The organism is Ruegeria sp. YTSC003 (genome assembly GCF_059609785.1).
Genome location: NZ_JBXWMK010000006.1, coordinates 51,425 through 69,013 on the forward strand (window position 1 = coordinate 51,425; position 17,589 = coordinate 69,013).

General features: G+C 58.9%; 22 protein-coding genes. 11 read left to right on the forward strand and 11 right to left on the reverse strand.

Going from position 1 to position 17,589, the window contains the following annotated elements; all coding sequences use genetic code 11:
- Nucleotides 1-9: 9 nt before the first annotated feature.
- The gene (locus AC2FFH_RS12590; RefSeq protein WP_496727301.1) at nt 10-468 is read left to right on the forward strand and encodes an Lrp/AsnC family transcriptional regulator; all 459 of its coding nucleotides are present in this window, start codon (nt 10-12) and stop codon (nt 466-468) included.
- Between the two features lie 3 nt (nt 469-471).
- On the opposite strand, the gene AC2FFH_RS12595 is transcribed toward AC2FFH_RS12590, so the two are convergent.
- Nucleotides 472-1,311 (reverse strand): CPBP family intramembrane glutamic endopeptidase, encoded by an 840-nt coding sequence (locus AC2FFH_RS12595; protein WP_496844522.1) that lies wholly within the window; start codon nt 1,309-1,311, stop codon nt 472-474.
- 289 nt (nt 1,312-1,600) lie between these two features.
- Here AC2FFH_RS12595 and ppk2 point away from each other — a divergent pair, with 289 nt between their 5' ends.
- The gene (gene ppk2 / locus AC2FFH_RS12600; protein WP_496767654.1) at nt 1,601-2,518 is read left to right on the forward strand and encodes a polyphosphate kinase 2; all 918 of its coding nucleotides are present in this window, start codon (nt 1,601-1,603) and stop codon (nt 2,516-2,518) included.
- A 60-nt stretch (nt 2,519-2,578) separates the two neighbouring features.
- Here ppk2 and AC2FFH_RS12605 read toward each other — a convergent pair whose 3' ends face one another.
- Together AC2FFH_RS12605 and rpsU are read right to left on the reverse strand one after the other, a co-directional pair.
- Nucleotides 2,579-3,595: a CAP domain-containing protein gene (locus AC2FFH_RS12605; RefSeq protein WP_496767652.1), complete on the reverse strand. Its 1,017-nt coding sequence runs from the start codon at nt 3,593-3,595 to the stop codon at nt 2,579-2,581.
- Between the two features lie 293 nt (nt 3,596-3,888).
- On the reverse strand, nt 3,889-4,095 hold the full coding sequence (gene rpsU, locus AC2FFH_RS12610) for a 30S ribosomal protein S21 (RefSeq protein ID WP_005614280.1): 207 nt from the start codon (nt 4,093-4,095) through the stop codon (nt 3,889-3,891).
- 111 nt (nt 4,096-4,206) lie between these two features.
- Between rpsU and AC2FFH_RS12615 the strand changes: the two genes are divergently transcribed.
- Nucleotides 4,207-4,899 (forward strand): COQ9 family protein, encoded by a 693-nt coding sequence (locus AC2FFH_RS12615; RefSeq protein ID WP_496767650.1) that lies wholly within the window; start codon nt 4,207-4,209, stop codon nt 4,897-4,899.
- A gap of 55 nt (nt 4,900-4,954) precedes the next feature.
- Nucleotides 4,955-5,941 carry an NAD(P)H-quinone oxidoreductase gene (locus AC2FFH_RS12620; RefSeq protein WP_496767648.1) on the forward strand — a complete coding sequence of 329 codons (987 nt, stop codon included), beginning with the start codon at nt 4,955-4,957 and terminating at the stop codon, nt 5,939-5,941.
- A 35-nt stretch (nt 5,942-5,976) separates the two neighbouring features.
- Here AC2FFH_RS12620 and AC2FFH_RS12625 read toward each other — a convergent pair whose 3' ends face one another.
- Nucleotides 5,977-6,834, reverse strand: a complete 858-nt coding sequence (locus tag AC2FFH_RS12625; RefSeq protein ID WP_113792162.1) for a DUF2189 domain-containing protein — start codon at nt 6,832-6,834, stop codon at nt 5,977-5,979.
- Nucleotides 6,835-7,025: 191 nt separating this feature from the next.
- On the opposite strand from AC2FFH_RS12625, the gene AC2FFH_RS12630 reads away from it, so the two are divergent.
- Entirely contained in the window at nt 7,026-8,009 is a 984-nt protein-coding gene (locus AC2FFH_RS12630) for a quinone oxidoreductase family protein (protein ID WP_496844523.1), read from the forward strand.
- Between the two features lie 93 nt (nt 8,010-8,102).
- Here the strand turns inward: AC2FFH_RS12630 and AC2FFH_RS12635 are convergent, their stop codons facing one another.
- The 7 genes from AC2FFH_RS12635 to AC2FFH_RS12665 form a co-directional block, all read right to left on the reverse strand.
- Nucleotides 8,103-8,576: a YHS domain-containing (seleno)protein gene (locus AC2FFH_RS12635; RefSeq protein WP_496767644.1), complete on the reverse strand. Its 474-nt coding sequence runs from the start codon at nt 8,574-8,576 to the stop codon at nt 8,103-8,105.
- Nucleotides 8,577-8,771: 195 nt separating this feature from the next.
- Nucleotides 8,772-9,038 (reverse strand): hypothetical protein, encoded by a 267-nt coding sequence (locus AC2FFH_RS12640; RefSeq protein WP_496767643.1) that lies wholly within the window; start codon nt 9,036-9,038, stop codon nt 8,772-8,774.
- Complete coding sequence (plsY, locus tag AC2FFH_RS12645; RefSeq protein WP_496738866.1) at nt 9,035-9,640, reverse strand: glycerol-3-phosphate 1-O-acyltransferase PlsY; 606 nt, start codon at nt 9,638-9,640, stop codon at nt 9,035-9,037. Before plsY ends, AC2FFH_RS12640 begins: the two co-directional genes overlap by 4 nt.
- Entirely contained in the window at nt 9,640-10,920 is a 1,281-nt protein-coding gene (gene pyrC / locus AC2FFH_RS12650; protein ID WP_496844525.1) for a dihydroorotase, read from the reverse strand. The genes plsY and pyrC overlap by 1 nt, the downstream gene beginning before the upstream one ends.
- Nucleotides 10,917-11,303, reverse strand: coding sequence for a hypothetical protein (locus tag AC2FFH_RS12655; RefSeq protein ID WP_496844527.1), 387 nt, complete (start codon nt 11,301-11,303; stop codon nt 10,917-10,919). Before AC2FFH_RS12655 ends, pyrC begins: the two co-directional genes overlap by 4 nt.
- Nucleotides 11,288-11,806: a hypothetical protein gene (locus tag AC2FFH_RS12660; RefSeq protein ID WP_496844528.1), complete on the reverse strand. Its 519-nt coding sequence runs from the start codon at nt 11,804-11,806 to the stop codon at nt 11,288-11,290. Before AC2FFH_RS12660 ends, AC2FFH_RS12655 begins: the two co-directional genes overlap by 16 nt.
- Nucleotides 11,803-12,738, reverse strand: a complete 936-nt coding sequence (locus AC2FFH_RS12665) for an aspartate carbamoyltransferase catalytic subunit (protein WP_170415202.1) — start codon at nt 12,736-12,738, stop codon at nt 11,803-11,805. Before AC2FFH_RS12665 ends, AC2FFH_RS12660 begins: the two co-directional genes overlap by 4 nt.
- A 410-nt stretch (nt 12,739-13,148) precedes the next feature.
- On the opposite strand from AC2FFH_RS12665, the gene AC2FFH_RS12670 reads away from it, so the two are divergent.
- From AC2FFH_RS12670 to AC2FFH_RS12695, 6 genes are all read left to right on the forward strand, one after another.
- Nucleotides 13,149-13,487 carry a hypothetical protein gene (locus AC2FFH_RS12670; protein ID WP_496725778.1) on the forward strand — a complete coding sequence of 113 codons (339 nt, stop codon included), beginning with the start codon at nt 13,149-13,151 and terminating at the stop codon, nt 13,485-13,487.
- A gap of 10 nt (nt 13,488-13,497) precedes the next feature.
- Nucleotides 13,498-14,265 carry a uracil-DNA glycosylase gene (locus AC2FFH_RS12675; RefSeq protein WP_496725779.1) on the forward strand — a complete coding sequence of 256 codons (768 nt, stop codon included), beginning with the start codon at nt 13,498-13,500 and terminating at the stop codon, nt 14,263-14,265.
- On the forward strand, nt 14,262-14,861 hold the full coding sequence (locus AC2FFH_RS12680; RefSeq protein ID WP_496725780.1) for a metallophosphoesterase family protein: 600 nt from the start codon (nt 14,262-14,264) through the stop codon (nt 14,859-14,861). The genes AC2FFH_RS12675 and AC2FFH_RS12680 overlap by 4 nt, the downstream gene beginning before the upstream one ends.
- Nucleotides 14,858-15,478, forward strand: a complete 621-nt coding sequence (locus tag AC2FFH_RS12685) for a LysE family translocator (RefSeq protein ID WP_496767633.1) — start codon at nt 14,858-14,860, stop codon at nt 15,476-15,478. The genes AC2FFH_RS12680 and AC2FFH_RS12685 overlap by 4 nt, the downstream gene beginning before the upstream one ends.
- 6 nt (nt 15,479-15,484) lie before the next feature.
- The gene (moaB, locus tag AC2FFH_RS12690; protein ID WP_496767631.1) at nt 15,485-16,027 is read left to right on the forward strand and encodes a molybdenum cofactor biosynthesis protein B; all 543 of its coding nucleotides are present in this window, start codon (nt 15,485-15,487) and stop codon (nt 16,025-16,027) included.
- A 106-nt stretch (nt 16,028-16,133) separates the two neighbouring features.
- Nucleotides 16,134-17,588, forward strand: coding sequence for an efflux RND transporter periplasmic adaptor subunit (locus tag AC2FFH_RS12695; protein ID WP_496767628.1), 1,455 nt, complete (start codon nt 16,134-16,136; stop codon nt 17,586-17,588).
- Nucleotide 17,589 lies beyond the last annotated feature (1 nt).

Below are 17,589 nucleotides of genomic sequence, written 5' to 3' on the forward strand. Positions count from 1 at the left end.
TTTGCGCGTATGAGCCTCGATACGACCGATAGAAAGATTCTGGCTGCCCTGCAGAGAAACGGCAGGATGTCGAATGCCGAGCTGTCAGACCAGGTGAATCTGTCGCCGTCGGCGTGTCACCGGCGGGTCCAACGGCTTGAAGCCGACGGGTACATTCGAAACTATGTGGCGTTGCTGGATGCACGCAAGATGAACGTTCCGACCACCGTGTTTGTCGAGATCACGCTGCAGGGCCAGGCCGAAGAGCTTCTGGATGCGTTCGAAAAAGCGGTGGCGCGCATTCCCGACGTTCTGGAGTGTCATCTCATGGCGGGGACGGCGGACTATATTCTGAAGGTTGTCGCCGAGAACACCGAGGATTTCGCCCGAATTCACCGTCAGTACCTTTCGCGCTTGCCCGGCGTGGCGCAAATGCAAAGCTCATTTGCCTTGCGTACTGTGTTCAAGACGACGGCCTTGCCGGTGTGACCGTCAGGTTGGGGCCGGGTAGGTGAACAGGATCAGATGCATGGCATTGAAGCCGAAATGCATTATGACGGGCACCCACAACTGACCGGTCGCATAAAATCCCAAACCACAGGCCGCGCCAAGAATCGCGGCATAAGCGACTAGGGCCGGACCCCCGGCAAAATGCGCCAAACCAAACAGAAGGCTGGCCAGAGTCACACCAAGTGCTGCACCTAGTTTGGAAGCAAAAAGCGACTGCAGATACCCACGGAAAAAGGCCTCTTCCGTCAAGCAGGTAAGAAACAGATTCGAGAGTGCGAACACAATCCACCAAGGCGGCAGGCTGAGCTCTGGCCGGATGGCCTGCGCGGCCAGCCCAACGGCGAAGAGGGCGGGCAAGGTCGCAAGGCCCACCAGCAACGGTGTTCTCTGGACAGGTCTCGCTGAATCGGTCATTCCCGGCCAGGCCAGCAGGACCGCGAACAGCACCATTGGCTTGTCCAGATTCAAGTACATTGAAAACGCCGAGCTGTCCGGCCCGGCGTAGACCCGGTCAAGTACCAGCAGGTTTTGAAATCCGGGCACCAGATGCGCGCCCAATGCAAGACACCAGCCGATCAACATGACGTGGCCAACCGCCGCGCCGATGCCCGTAAGATGGTTCAGGGCCGCAGCACCCAGCAATCCGGCAGCAACAATTCCAACAGCCAAAGGCGTGACCAGCCCCATGGCGAGGGCGGCAAGACCAAACACCAACAGCAGCGTAAGGCCAAGTTGTCGCCGGCCCGAGGCCGCACTGACCATGCCGGCGATCAGTATGAACCAGGGCCATATCAATGGCAGAAGGGATACAAAATGCGCCACGGCTCTCTCACGTATTCAGGTGCGTATTGATGCCGTCGGACACCCCCAAATGGCAAGGCCGTGCAAGGATCAGCCTTTGCCTAACTGCCGGCGTTGCGTCAAATCGGACGCTTGTATCTAGGCGCAGGTCGGTTCAATTATAGGAATGACCGTACATCTGCCTGTTTTGCGGCCCCGCACCAACTTGGTATTGAACCGGCGCGGAGCGTTCATCAATTATATCTGATGACATCAGGCGGTCACACTCTCTGGGTATGGTCGAAACCCGTTGACTGATAAGGAGCAGATCTTGGCTTACCAACACAATGATGCCCCAAAAGACTGGCTGGAAGCCGAGCTCGAAGACACGCTGGACGAAGATTTCGAAATCGAATTCAGCGAGCCGATGCTGTCGATGGAAGTTCGCAAGATCTATAAGGAACAGCATCCTGACATGCTGGACCGCAAGGTCTATTTCCAGAACCTGCTGCGATTGCAGGCCGAACTGATCAGGGTTCAGGATTGGGTTCAACACACGGGCGCCAAAGTGTGCATCCTATTCGAAGGTCGCGACAGTGCCGGTAAAGGGGGGGTAATCAAGCGGATTACCCAGCGCCTGAACCCGCGTGTTGCGCGTGTGGTTGCGTTGCCTGCACCCAGTCGCAGGGAACAAAGCCAGTGGTATTTCCAACGCTACGTGCCGCATCTACCCGCAGCTGGCGAAATCGTTCTGTTCGACCGGTCCTGGTACAACCGTGCGGGCGTCGAACGGGTCATGGGTTTTGCCAGTGAAGATCAGGTCGAACAGTTTTTTCAGGACGTTCCCGAATTCGAACGAATGCTGGTGCGGTCGGGGATCATCCTGCTGAAATATTGGTTCTCGATCACCGACGAAGAGCAGCAGTTGCGATTCCTGATGCGTATTCACGATCCGATGAAGCAGTGGAAGCTGTCGCCGATGGATCTGGAATCGCGCATTCGGTGGGAATCCTATACCAAGGCCAAAGAGGATATGTTGTTCCGCACGAACATACCCGAAGCGCCCTGGTACATCGTCGAAGGCAATGACAAAAAGCGCGAGCGCCTGAATTGTATCGAACACCTGCTGACCAAGATCCCGTATTCGGATGTTCCGCAGGAAAAAGTCGACCTGCCGGATCGAAAGTACAACCCGGAATACGAACGCCGGGTTCTGCCGGACGATCTGTATGTCCCAAAGGTCTATTGAACTATTGAAGTAGAAATTGGTGCGAGGCAGGGTCGCCCCCGCCCCGCACCCTGGGACCCGTTAAGCGGCGTCCATCATGCAGTCGAAATCATAATAGTTGAACACAAAGACATCACCTGAATTGTCTCCGGTCATGTCAGAGCATGTCTCAACATCGTCCGCAGGATTGTCATCGCCGGTCATCACCATATCGAAATCGTCGGTTTCGGGTTCCGCATCGGCATAGTCCGTTTCGTTCCAATCAAACTGGTCGAACTGCGCCTGAATCGATTGGACGAATGCCCGGATCTCGGCCAGGAACTCCTGCACATCGAAACATGCAAATTCTTCAGGTTCTTCCGTTCCGGGCGTTTCTGGCTCCGGTACCTCGGCCACCGGTTCCTCGGGCTCGGTGACTTCGGGGTCAGGTACCTCGGCCACCGGTTCCTCGGGCTCGGTGACTTCGGGATCAGGTACTTCGGCCACCGGTTCCTCGGGCTCTGTAACTTCGGGGTCAGGTACTTCGGCTACGGGTTCCTCTGGCTCGGTAACCTCGGGATCAGGTACTTCGGCCACGGGCTCTTCGGGCTGCGGGGTTTCTTCAACCGGTGGTGTCGGAGCCGGCGGCGTAGTGGATCCGTTGTCCAGCATGACCTCACCCTGGGTGGCAGCAAAGTTCTGCGTCACCATCACAGCGTCGAAACCCTGCATGTCGCCGGTTTCAATGCCGATCCCGATGTATTTGAAATCTGGGTTCAGAATGTTGGCGCGGTGACCGGGGCTGTTCATCAGGTTCTGATGAAGCTGCGCGACGTCATCGCTGATGCCTGGCGCGCCGCGCTCGGATTGCCAGGCGATGTTTTCACCTGACCGCCAGTTGCCCGAGAAGTCGAACCCGGCCATTTCCATCCGCTGTGTGGCGCTGGAACCACCCGAGCCGGTGTGGCTGAACCTGTCCGTTTCCAGCATCCATTCACTGTGATCCTCGGATGAGTCGTTCAGGCGCGTTTCAAGCTGTAGGGGGTCCAGCCCGCGGGATGTGCGCTCTTGGTTAATCAGCGCCAGCATTTCTTGTTCGATACTACTTGCAGTCGACATTTTTGCCTCCGATTGGTTTTTTGTCGTGGTAGACGGCGCCAGTTACAAAGGCTCGATGCTGCGTTGATAGGGATGGCGTGTTCAGAGGCGAGTTTTGGCAGGTCAGTGCTACCGCCACGGGATTCGCTGCGCTGCAAAATGCCGGGCAAAATGTTGCTGAGAGGGAAATGGCAGCTTGTCGCGCGTGGGCGGTCCGAGTCGGCGTAAATCATCCGACCCTAGAAACGACAAACCCCCGGGCGATGCCTCGGGGGTCGTCAAATAGTGTCATCCAAAGCTGGACGAGCGAGGTTTTAGAGCAAACCTTCGCGCTGTGCTTTCTTACGTGCCAGTTTACGGGCACGACGGATCGCTTCAGCCTTCTCGCGCGCTTTTTTCTCGGACGGTTTCTCGAAATGTTGCTTAAGCTTCATTTCACGGAACACGCCTTCGCGCTGCAGCTTTTTCTTCAGGGCACGAAGCGCCTGATCGACGTTATTGTCGCGAACACTAACCTGCATGTGGTTGTCACCACCTTTCTAGATAGAGTTGCAAGGAAATTGCAGGAGTTGGCCGTATAGCAAAGCGCCTCTATCTTGTCTAGTACTGGCTCTGAGAACCGGAGAACCGCCATGACCACCACTTTTGAAGATGCAAAACAGCAGCTTTTGGACGCAGTCTTGATCCATGTGCCGTTTGACGGCTGGTCCGAAGCCAGCTTTCGCGCGGCTATATTGGATTGCGATATGGATGACACTCTGGCGCGCGCGATCTGCCCCCGCGGCGCAGTTGATCTGGCGCTTGCGTTCCATGCGCGCGGTGACGCGGCGATGGAAGACCGCCTTAAATCCACGGACCTGAGCGAGCTGAAGTTCCGAGACCGAATCGCTGCCGCGGTTCGCTTCCGGCTTGAGGCCGTTCCGGACAAGGAACTGGTACGACGGGGCATGACGTTGTTTTCCCTGCCCACGCATGCAGCCGATGGGGCAAAAGCGCTGTGGCAAACCTGTGATCTGATCTGGGACACGCTGGGAGATACATCGGACGATGTGAACTGGTACACCAAACGGGCGACATTGTCGGGTGTCTATTCCTCGACCCTGCTGTTCTGGCTGGGCGACGATTCCCCCGATCACCAGAAAACATGGGAGTTTCTGGATCGGCGGATAGACAACGTCATGCAGATCGAAAAGATCAAAGCGCAGGTGAATGGTAACCCGCTGTTCAAGCCGTTTCTGGCGGTTCCAAACTGGCTGGCCGGTCAGGTGAAGCCGCCCATGAAAATGCGGGCCGATTTGCCGGGGATGCTGAACCCGCGCAAGTAAGCGTCTGGGCCTTCCAGAAATTGCCTGCTAGGCATTGGGCAAAGGAGATTTGCCCATGACCCAGATGATGCGCGCTGTCGAAATCACCAAACCCGGTGGCCCGGATGTTCTGCAACTGACGGAACGCCCGGTTCCCAAACCACAAGCCGGACAAGTGATCCTGAAAGTGGCCTACGCCGGCGTGAACCGCCCGGATGCGCTGCAGCGCGCCGGGGCCTATGATCCGCCGCAGGGTGCCAGCGACTTGCCGGGGCTTGAGGCATCGGGCGAGGTTGTTGCCATTGGTGCCGGGGTCGAAGGTCTGGCCATCGGCGATCAGGTCTGTGCCTTGCTGCCCGGCGGCGGTTATGCGGAATATGTGGCCACACCCGCTGCGCATTGTCTGCCAGTTCCTTCGGGAATGGGGATGAAAGAGGCCGCGTGCCTGCCCGAAACCTTCTTTACTGTGTGGTCCAACGTTTTCTCGCGCGGTGGTCTAAAGGCAGGTGAGCGTTTTCTGGTGCATGGCGGGTCCAGCGGCATTGGCACAACAGCGATCCAGCTGGCGAACGCGTTTGGTGCGCGGGTGTTTGCAACCGCGGGATCTGCTGAGAAATGCGAGGCCTGTGTGAACCTCGGGGCCGAGAAGGCGATCAATTACAGGGATGAGGACTTCGTGGGCGTCATGCGGGCTGAGGGTGGGGCGAACCTGATCCTCGACATGGTTGGTGGCGACTATATCCCGCGCAACGTCAAAGCTCTGGCCGAGGATGGGCGTCTGGTTCAGATCGCTTTCCTGCAAGGTCCGAAGGTCGAGTTGAACTTTGCGATGATGATGGTCAAACGCCTGACCCTGACTGGCAGTACTTTGCGCCCTCAAAGTGATCTGGCAAAGGCGAAGATTGCGCAGGATTTGCGCGAGGCTGTCTGGCCATTGCTGGAGGCTGGGAAGGTGGCCCCCGTCATGGACAGTGAGTTTGATCTGGCCGAGGCGGCAGCCGCCCATGCGCGGATGGAAAGCTCGGGCCACATCGGCAAGATTGTCCTCAAGGTCGCTGGTTAAAACTTTGGCGCGGGAAGATCCCGCGCTTTTTCCGATCAGACCACTGCGCGGCGGTAAAGATGCCAGGTTGCATGGCCCAGGACTGGCATGACAACGATCAGCCCCAGCAGCATCGGGATGGCTCCGATGATCAACAGGGCCGCTACGATGAACCCCCATGCCAAAATGACACCGGGGTTATGCCGCAACACCCGGACCGACGTCACGACGGCCACCGGCAGTCCGACAGGACGGTCCAACAGCAATGGAAAGCTGACGACGCTCATGGCCAATGCGACCAGCGCGAATAGAAACCCGATCGCATTGCCGAAAATGATCATGGACCAGCCTGCGCCCGTGGTGAACACCTGAGTCACGAAAGCCCCGAGTGAGGTGGGCAGATCAGGCCCAAGCGTATGCACATAGATGCTCTGCGCGACCATCAGCCAGACCAGCAGCAGCATGACCAGATAGAACCCCAAAGCCAGAATTGCACCGAAGGACGGGGACCGGAAGACGCCCAAGGCGTCCAGCCAATGGACCTCGCCGCCTTGCTCGCGTTTGCGGCTGATTTCGTAAAGGCCCACGGCTGCGATCGGACCGACTAGTGCGAAACCCATGATCAGCGGTGCCAGTAGGGGCACCATGTTGCGATTCAGGCCGAAGCCGAACATCAGCAGACCTGCGATTGGGTAAACCAGTATGATGAAAATGGCATCTGCCCGCGTTTCCAGAAAATCATTGTATCCGGCCTGCAAACAGGCCTTCAGGTCCTGCATCGTCAGTGTTTGCACCTGCGGCAGATGCCGAGTGTCCGCGCTGCCGATGTGGTGCACGCTTTCGGTAATATGATCGCCGGTCGCGCCGATGTTTCGGGCGGCCCAACTGATCGGATTTCCTATTGTTTTGGCCATCTTGATCCCCTCCCTTTGCCAGTGCGCAACGGGTTGAATCCGGCGGTGGTTGCCTTTGGCCGGACCAGCCGGCAACGCTCAGACCCCAGTATAGCACAGTTTTTCGCGCTGTGGTTGCGTGGCGGCAAAAACCTTCCAATTGCCCTGTTTCACAGTCGTGTTAGCTTGGCGTCAGGCAACAGGAGGTCAGCATGCAGCAAACGGCAAGAACCGTCGTCATTCACGAACACGGCGGCCCCGAAGTTTTAAAGATCGAAGACCGGCCCTTGGGCGACCCCGGACCCGGCGAGGTTCGCATCCGCCACCGGGCCTGTGGGCTGAACTTCATTGATGTCTACCAGCGTACCGGGTTGTACCCGATGGATTTACCGCACGCGCTGGGCATGGAAGCGGCAGGTGTGATTGAGGCCGTTGGCGAAGGTGTTACCCATCTGAAACCGGGCCAGCGCGCGGCCTATGCCACAGCACCCGCCGGGGCCTATTGTGAGGCGCGCGTGATGCCAGCGGCGCAGGTATGTCCGTTGTCCGAAGGGATTTCTTTTGACGCGGCTGCGGCGATGATGCTCAAGGGGATGACGGTCGAGTATCTGTTTCACCGGACAACGCCTTTGAAACGGGGTGACACGGTTCTGTTTCACGCGGCCGCCGGTGGCGTTGGTCTGATTGCCTGCCAATGGGCCAAGTCCGAGGGCATCACCCTGATCGGAACAGCCGGAACAGATGAGAAATGCAGCCTCGCGCAGTTCAACGGGGCTGCGCATTGCATCAACTACCGGACCGAGAACTTTGCTGAACGTGTGGCCGAAATCACCGGGGACAAAGGTGTAGATGTGGTCATGGATTCCATCGGCGCGGACACGTTCAATGGCTCGCTGGACTGCCTGAAGCCTTTGGGAATGATGATCTCATTCGGCAATGCCTCAGGCCCGGTCCCGTTGATGGATATCGGTATTTTGGGCAAGAAAGGTTCCTTGAAAATCACTCGACCGACCCTGTTTACCCATATCGCCGACCCTTCCGTCTGTCAGGCAATGGCACGGCGGCTGTTCGGCAAGGTTGAGGGCGGTGAGGTCAAAATCCACATCGATCAGCGGTTCCCGTTGGATCAGGTGGCCGAGGCGCATCGGGTTCTGGAAGCGCGTCAGACCACAGGCAGCACGGTGCTTGAACCGTAAGACCGACTGAACCCGGCTCGCCGGTGTTTGATCTTGAAACGAAAAGCGGCGGCAGAATACTCTGCCGCCGCCTTTTTGGGAAATGTCTGCAAATTATTGCTGCAGTTCCGCCGGTGTTTTATCCGCGATGGTTTCCCAATTGGCGCTGGCTTGTTCAACAAAGCCCGGGATGTCACCTTCCCAGCGCTGCTGGATGTCTTGCGACAGGTTCAGGTACAGCTTGTTGTCAACGATCTTCCAATAGGTCGGGTCACCGTCAAACTTGAAGCCCATCGCAGCGCCGAATGCGCAGTAGCCGCCATATGCAGGCAGGTAGGCCTCGGGGTTTTCTTCGAACGCGGCTTTGTTTTCTTCATTGGCAAAGCGATACATTGCGTCGTTGTGCAGTGTGGTGATGCGGTAGTCACCTTTGGTCGGCTCGCCAACGGTGAAGTAGGCAACGGGATCATAGCCCTGCATGGCCAGACCGGTCGAGCTTGCGTTCAGTTCAACACCAGCGGCCAGAGCCGAGCTTGCAATGGCAACAGACAGAGCGACGCCGCCGATAAGAGATTTGAACTTGTTCATTGTTTTCACCTTTCGTGAAGGGGCCGCCACGTGGCGCAGAAAATTGCGCCCAGACAACCCAAGAGTTTTTTTGTCCGTGAGACCCGCAATTGGTCGTCACGGAACCCAAGTGGGCAGGCGGCCCATCACGTTCAAAGCAATCAATTGTGAATGTGCAGGGGCGAAGAGGCACTGTTCACAAATGCAGGGTAGGCCTTAGGTATCGGGCGCGAAATCCAAAACGAATTCGGTGACTTTTTCCGCGGGCATTTCGCAGGGGCGAAGAAGAGATCCACGTTTGGTCAAATAAAGGTTCAGGCTGATGTAGTCGCTGCCGTCCAGTGCGCGTGCGGCAAGTTTCTGGGACTTGCCGCCGGAAAATTCCGTTCGACTGACGATATACCGCCTGCCGTGGGCATGCCCGGTCGACGACCCCTTGGGGATAGCAAAAAAGGCGGTCAGGAAGGCTTCCGAGGCGCTCAAGACTGTCCGATTTTTGGTTCAGTGCCGGATTTGATGCGGGCAATATTCGCGCTGTGGCGCCAATAGACCAACAGGGTCAGGACGCCAGCCAGTAGCAGCGTTTGCGAACCTGTCAGCAGAAGGGCCCAGATAGTGGACGTTGCCGCCGCCGCAAGTGCCGCAAGGGATGAGATGCGCCAGATTGCAGCTGCAACCAGCCAGATCAGGCAACAGGCCACACCGACGCGCCAGTCCAACGCCAGCCAGATACCCAGGAACGTGGCGACCCCTTTGCCGCCCTTAAATCCCAGCCAAACCGGAAAGCAATGGCCCAAAAGTGCGGCCAGCGCCGCAATCTGCGCGGCATCCTCGCCCGCTAGGGCACGCGCCACCAGAACGGCAACCCCGCCTTTTGCGGCGTCGAAAATCAGGGTCAGGGCCGCGGCGGTCTTGTTGCCCGTCCGCAGAACATTGGTTGCGCCGATATTGCCCGAACCGATGTTGCGCAGATTGCCCAAGCCCATCACCTTGGCCAGGACCATGCCAAACGGGATCGACCCCATCAGATACCCAAAGGTTGCCCAGAGGATCAGCTGGGTCGTTGTACTGTCAATGACGGGCATCAGGGTCTCCGGTAAACTTCTTGGCCTGCAACGAAAGTTGCGGTGACCTTACCCTGCATCCGCTGGCCGTCAAACGGTGTGTTCTGCGATTTCGATTTCAGCGAGAACCGGTCCAGCACAAAGGGCACATCCGGGTCAAACAGCACCAGATCCGCAGGCGCGCCTTCGGACAGACGACCACTGTCCAGCCCTAGTCGTTTTGCCGGGTTCAGGGCCATTGCGCGGAACAGTGTCGGCAGGTCCAGCTGCCCGGCATGATACAGACGCAAGGCCGCGGGTAGCAGTGTTTCCAGCGCCACCGCGCCAGAGGCCGCCTCTTCAAACGGCAGGCGTTTGCTTTCCTCATCCTGAGGCGTGTGCATGGAACTGATCGTATCAATCAGGCCGGTCCGCACCGCTTCGATGACCGCTTGCCGGTCATCCTCGGATCGCAGCGGCGGCTTGACCTTGAAGAAGGTGCGATAGTCGGCCACGTCCAGTTCATTCAGCGTCAGGTGGTGGATTGACGTACCTGCCGTGATGTCCAGCCCATTCCGCTTGGCCCGCTCCAGCGCAGGCAGGGCGCGGGCGGTGGTGATCTGGTCGGCGTGATAGGTGGCCCCGGTCATCTCTAGCAGAGCGATGTCGCGGTCCAGTCCCATCCGCTCGGCCATTGGTGAGACGGCGGGCAAGCCACGCAGCACGGCGAATTTACCACTAGTGGCTGCGGCACCATTGCTGAGGATGGGTTCTTGCGGGTGGGCGATGACCAGCGCGCCACAGGCCCGGGCATAGGTCAGGGCGCGGGAAAACACCTTGGTGTTGGCGATCACGTGATCGCAGTCAGTAAAGGCGACGGCACCGGCATCCTGCAGGAATCCGATCTCAGTCATCTCGCGCCCTTCGCGACCTTTGGTCAACGCGGCCATTGGCAGGACGTTGACCGGAGTGTCGGCCTGCGCTCGGCGTGTGACGAACTCCAGACTTTCGGGCGTGTCGATCGCGGGGCTGGTATCGGGGCGGGTCACGATGGTGGTCACGCCTCCGGCTGCAGCGGCCAGACCGGCGGATTTATAGCTTTCCTTGTGCCGCTCACCCGGTTCACAGACCTTGACGCCGATATCGACGATACCGGGGGCAAGGCATTGCCCACCACAATCGACGACCTGCGCCGCAGACGCCGGAGCAACCCCTTCGCCGCGCGCAGTAATCCTACCATCGGATACATGTAGCCAGCCAGGGCTGTCGGTGCCGGTTTCCGGGTCGATCAGGCGGGCGTTGGTGAAAATAGTGTTGTTCATCCCATTGCTCTTTCGATGGCGGCTTTGGTGGCTGCGGGGTCAGCCTGATACTTGATCAGATGCTTGTTGCCACCCTTGGTGACGATCTGGACAAAACTGCCCATGAGGTTGACCGCCTCTATCTGGTTCAGCGCCACATTGCGCGGGCCTGGACCGGTAAGGGTGGTGTCCGTCATCTGCCATGTGGTGGTCAGTTCTTCTGAGGCCAGGTACCATGCGCGAAAGGCGACGGCCGCAAGACCCGCGGGTGCCCCGGTCCAGACGTAGGGGTTTCCGACCAGCCACAGCACGATCATCGCGACAGCCATGGCCCCGGCGGCCAGCCATGTATTCGTGCGGATATACGCGCCTTTGTCGGGGGTGAAGGTCACAGGATCAGCCATAGGATGCCTCCGATGACCACCAGCGCCACCACTGCCAGCATGGCCGACCCAATACGGCCGGGTTTGTCGTCCCGTGGTGGCGTTTGCGGGGCCGAGAACGGTTTCGCGCTTTCTGCTTTAATTGCTCCACCGGTCCAGCTTGTCGCCTCTTCAGTGTAAAGGCCAATCAGGTGCACTTTGGGGTCCGGTTGCAAAGTGGCGGCACGTCCCTGAAAAGCAGCACTGCGCACAACCATGACCCAGCCTTCAACGCTCTCCAGCGCAGCCCAGTCCAGCTGATCTTTGGGAACGCCGCACCCTTCGTTGAGATAGCCATAAAGACCCAGTTCCTCGAGATCTGATACGGGAAAGATGTCGATCTGAACGGGATCCAGACCCTCGACACCCAGAACCTGGTCGGCGGCGCCCGGTTCGCGCAGGAACTTTGCTGCCTCGGGCCGCATGTCCAGCTGAAACAGGCGCAGGACGCCGTATTCGTGGGGGGCGACGATCAGATCACTCATGCTGCCTCGCGCAGGTTGCGGGCCAACAGTTCCATTGCGGCCATGCGAACGGCGACGCCCATTTCGACCTGTTCCTGAATAACGGACCGGTTGATGTCGTCTGCCAGTGTTCCGTCAATCTCGACCCCGCGATTCATCGGGCCGGGGTGCATGACGATGGCGTCGGGTTTGGCCTGTGCCAGTTTCGCAGCGTCGAGGCCATAGCGGTGGTAGTATTCCCGCTCCGACGGGATAAAGCCGCCGTCCATCCGCTCTTTCTGGAGGCGCAGCATCATGACGACGTCGACGTCCTTTAGACCTTCATTCATGTCGTCGTAAATTTCGGCCCCAAAATCTGCGAATTGCGACGGAACCAATGTCGGCGGCCCGATCAGGCGAATGCGGTTTTCCATTTTGCCCAGCAGGATCAGGTTTGACCGGGCAACGCGGGAATGAGCGACATCGCCGCAGATCGCAATGTTCAGCCGGTGCAGGCGACCCTTGGCGCGGCGAATGGTCAGCGCGTCCAGCAGAGCTTGCGTCGGGTGTTCGTGCTTGCCATCGCCGGCATTCAGCACCGCGCAATTCACCTTCTGCGCCAGCAGGTCAACCGCGCCGGAATGCGGATGGCGCACCACCAACAAATCGGGGTGCATCGCATTCAGCGTCATCGCTGTGTCGATCAGCGTCTCGCCCTTTTTGATCGAGCTGGCCTGCATCGCCATATTCATCACGTCCGCACCCAGCCGCTTGCCTGCGATTTCGAAACTGGCCTGCGTGCGGGTTGAGTTCTCGAAGAACATGTTGATTTGCGTCAGCCCTGACAGCACGTCGGAATGCTTGGTCGACTGGCGGTTCATGTCGACATATTTCTCGGCCAGATCGAGAATGGCAGTGATATCGGATTGCGACAGGTGTTCGATGCCAAGAAGGTGACGATGGGCGAAACGCATTGGCGGGCTCCTGTCTGACAATCGCGCCGCTTATAAGAAGCCACGCAGCCCAAGGCAACCTAAGGATCAGATCCTTCTGGCAGTTTCTCGCACCCGCCTTCGGGCAGACACTGTTCGCCGGGCTTGCACCACTTGCCGTATCCGCAGTCGATGGCCTTAACAGGAACACATCCCTGGTTTTTTGAACATTTGAATCCCTGACGGCACTGAGACCCGGTTTTTTCGCAAAGATACCAGCCAGGGCGTGTACATCCGCCACCCGGCAGGCAAGACGATCCGGATCCGCAAATGCGACCGTCGTCACACGTTAGAGAAGGCAGTTCCTGAATGTCGGGCGTTATCTTCTCGCATTCCCCGCGCGCGTTGCAGATGCTACCGCCGGGGCAATCCAGACGCGATCTGCACTTATTTTGCCCGGCTGGGGCGCACCGGGTGCCGCCCGCCACGCAGCGCTCGAATGGGCCGCAGGTTCTGCCGCCACCGCAATAGGTGCCGCCCAGCGGAATGCAGTTCCCGTCAAAGCTGCATCTTTGGCCGCCCGAACAGCAGGTACTGCCGCATTTGAACTGACCGGCACGGCACTGCCCGTATCGGTCCTGAAACTGCGCAGAGGCCGGGCCACTGAGCATGGTCAGCAGCAAACTGATGAGAAAGAATCGCAATACAAACAACATGAATACGCCAATGGTCGGTGCGACGGACCGACCAATCAAGGCCTATTCGCTTTCCCTCCTTCAAAAGGTGGTTAGATTGAGGGTTATGGAATCGGCTTTGGACTATCATACTGCCCGCGCCCTGCTGGAATGGCAGATCGAACTGGGTGCGACGGATGCGATCGGTGATGCACCGGTGGATCGCTATGCGTTGCCGGATTCCGCGCCCAAAGCCAAGAAACCCGCAAAGGCCCAGTCCGCACCAGAAAAACCCAAGCAGCTTGATCCGGTTGCGGTTGCGAAATCTGCGGCACAGGCTGCAGGGACGCTCGATCAGTTGCAGGCGGCTATGGACGCGTTTGATCATTGCGAGTTGAAGCGCGGTGCGCGGCAGTTGGTCTTTGCCGACGGCACCCCGGGTGCGAGGGTGATGATTATCGGAGAGGCTCCGGGGCGCGATGAAGACCGCGAGGGCAAGCCCTTTGTCGGACGCGCCGGTCAGTTGTTGGACCGGATGCTGGCGGCAATTGATCTAAACCGAACCGAAAACGTCTATATCACCAACGTCCTGCCTTGGCGTCCGCCGCAGAACCGGGATCCCAAGCCCGAAGAGATTGGCATGATGAAGCCGTTTCTCGAACGGCACGTGGCCTTGGCCAAACCCGAGGTTCTGGTGGTGATGGGCAATATCAGCTGTCAGGCTGTTCTGGGCAAACGGGGGATCACGCGGCTTCGGGGTCAGTGGGATCAGGCGATGGACTTGCCGGCTATCCCGATGTTCCATCCTGCATATCTGCTGCGACAGCCACAGATGAAGCGGCAGGCATGGGCTGATTTGCTGGAACTTAAAGCAAGGCTGGAGGGCAAGGCATGAAAATCCTCGCATTCTCGGACCTGCATATGGCGCGAAACCGTGCCGCAGACGTCGTTGCATCCAGCGATGAGGCTGATCTGGTTATCGGAGCCGGAGATTATTGCAACATGCGGCGAGGGCTGGATGACGCGATGGCGATGCTCTCTGGTATCAATGCGCCGCTGGTTCTGGTTCCGGGCAATGCCGAAAGTGCAGGTGAACTGACCGACGCTGCGCCTGAAGGCGTGCATGTTTTGCACGGCACAGGCATGACCGTGGATGGGCTGCGTCTGTTTGGCCTTGGTTACGGCGTGCCGGTGACACCATTCGGTGAGTGGTCCTGTGATCTGACGGACCCCGAAGCGGCTGAGTTGCTGGACCGGTGTGAAGGGGCTGACATCCTGATTGCCCATTCTCCGCCCAAGGGTCACGGCGATCTTACATCGACGGGCGATGCGGTAGGTTCGGTGGCGGTCCGTGACGCAATCGAGCGGTTGCAGCCGCAAATTGCCCTTTGTGGCCATATCCATGACAGTTGGGGCTACCGAGGCGCAATCGGCGTGACGCAGATCGCCAATCTTGGCCCCACGGTAAATTGGTTCGAGGTCACCACGTGATTGATACAGTTACACTGCTGGCGTTTATCCCGGCGGCAATTGCCCTGAATCTGACCCCCGGGGCCGACATGATGTTCTGCTTTGGGCAGGGGCTGCGGTCCGGGGCGCGGCCTGCAATCGCCGCCAGCGCAGGTATTTCCGCCGGATCGATGGTTCACGTTCTGGTAGCGGGTCTTGGTCTAGGAGCGGCGGTGGCCACGATGCCCTGGCTGTTCGATGTGATCCGCTGGATGGGTGTTGCTTATCTGCTGTATCTCGCCTGGGGGGCGTTTCGCAATGGGGCGGTCTCTGCGGATGCTCCGTCCGGTCCCACCCAATTGGCATTCCGGGACGGGCTGGTGGTGAACCTGACCAATCCCAAGGTAATTCTGTTCGTACTGGCCTTCATTCCGCAATTCGTAGACCCGGCGGCGGGATCGATCCTGCTGCAGTTCCTGATTTTCGGGTCCATCATTGCGTTGGGCGGATTTGTGGTGAACGGGCTTGTTGGAATATTTGCCGGTGGTGCGGGGCGGGTGCTGATCGCGAACCCGCGCGCCTCACGCATCATGGGCTGGGTGACCGGGGGGATCTTCACAGCCCTCGCCATCCGGCTTGCCATCTTGGAAAGGGCCTGAGGAAACATGTCGCGCATTGATGAGACCAAAGACTTCATTCCGGTCCGTATCGCCGTGCTTACCGTTTCGGATACGCGGTCGATGGATGAGGACAAATCCGGCCAGACACTTGTTGATCGCATCGAAGGAGCAGGGCACAGGGTTGCCGATCGCCGCATCATACAGGATGAGCGCACTCAGATCGCCGATCAGTTACGTGTCTGGATTGCGGATCCTGAGATAGACGTGGTGATTTCAACCGGTGGTACGGGCCTGACGGGCCGCGACGTAACGGTCGAAGCGCATCGCGATGTCTATGAGAAGGAAATCGAGGCTTTCGGCACGGTGTTCACAATCGTTTCAATGGAGAAGATTGGTACGTCGGCCGTGCAATCACGTGCGACCGGTGGGGTCGCGGGTGGCACCTACCTGTTTGCATTGCCCGGCAGTCCCGGTGCCTGCAAGGACGCCTGGGACGGGATATTGGAGAAACAGTTCGATTATCGCCACCGTCCCTGCAATTTCGTCGAAATAATGCCCAGATTGGACGAACATTTGCGACGGAAGTAGACTGGTCGCACGTTAAACCGATCATAACCGCTTTGTGGCTTGGCATTTTTTGCTGCCCAGCTACCTTTTGCTAATGGCAGCCTGATGCAACCGGGGTGATTTATATATGCGATTTCTGAGGCAAAGCCTTGTTGGAGTCTTTTTGACGTCGTTGACGGTGGCCCTGTTGTTTGTGGCTGCGCAGATGATTTCGGGTGCCGTGCAAGACGTTCTGACGCGGGAAGAATCCGCGCCGCAGGCGCGCGAGCGTGTCTTTGCCGTTTCTGTTCGGTCCGCGGAATTGGAAACCGTCACCCCATATCTCGAAGCCTTTGGCGAGGTTCAAAGCCGTCGCAGGTTAGAACTGCGCGCCGCGCTAGGCGGGCGTGTTGTCGGGCTGGCCGAAGATTTTGAAGATGGCGGTGTGGTAACAACAGGCGAAGTCCTGGTTGAACTTGATCCCGCAGACGCCCAGTCCGCGTTGGACCGGGCAAAATCTGATTTGTTGGACGCGCAGTTTGAAGAGCGTGACGCGGAGCGGTCGCTGCTGCTGGCGCAGGATGAATTGAATTCGGCCGAGGCACAGGCAGAGCTGCGTGGGCGCGCCCTGCAGCGTCAGCAGGATTTGCAGACACGTGGCGTCGGGGCCGCAGCATCTGTGGAAGAGGCAGAGCTTGCAAAAGCAGCTGCGCAGCAGGCCGTGCTGGCGCGGCGGATTGCGCTGGCTCAGGCAGAATCCCGCGTCGATCAGGCGACCACCCTGTTGTCACGAGCCCGCATTGCGCTTGAGGCTGCTGAACGCGATCTGGATGATATGACAATCCGCGCCCGGTTCGGGGGCACATTGACGGATGTAACGCTAGTCGAAGGACGGCTGGTGTCCGCGAACGAAAAGCTGGCGGAACTTGTCGACCCCAATGCGTTGGAGGTGGCATTCCGCGTCTCAACCGCGCAATACGTCCGATTGCTGGACGCAGCCGGTGATCTGATCGACGCACCGGTGACAATCTCGCTTGAGGTCACGGGCACCGACCTGACCGCACAAGGCCGAATTAGCCGCGACAGCGGATCGGCGGGCGAAGGCCAGACCGGGCGTTTGATCTATGCCCGACTGGATGAGGCGTCGGGGTTCAAGCCGGGTGACTTTGTTACTGTCACCGTGCAGGAACAACCGTTGGACAACGTAGTGCGGTTGCCATCGTCGGCCTTGGATGCGGTCGGAACGGTGTTGGTTTTGGATGAAAATGACAGGCTCGAAGCGCTTCCGGTGCAACTGATCCGGCGCCAGGGCGATGAGGTTTTGCTGCGCGGCGATGGGCTGGCGGGGCGTGAGGTCGTGATCGGCCGGACACCTCTACTGGGATCGGGCGTACGTGTCCGGCCCCTGCGGATAGATGACAGCGCCGGGGCTGCACCGGATCTGGTTGAGCTGTCCGAGGAACAGCGCGCCCGGCTGGTCGCTCAGGTCGAGGCCAGCACGCGCATGTCAAAGGACGTCAAAGAACGGGTTCTGGGTCAGTTGAGCGAGGCCAAGGTGCCCGCCGCGCTGGTTCAGCGGCTTGAAAACCGGGCGGGGGGTTAAG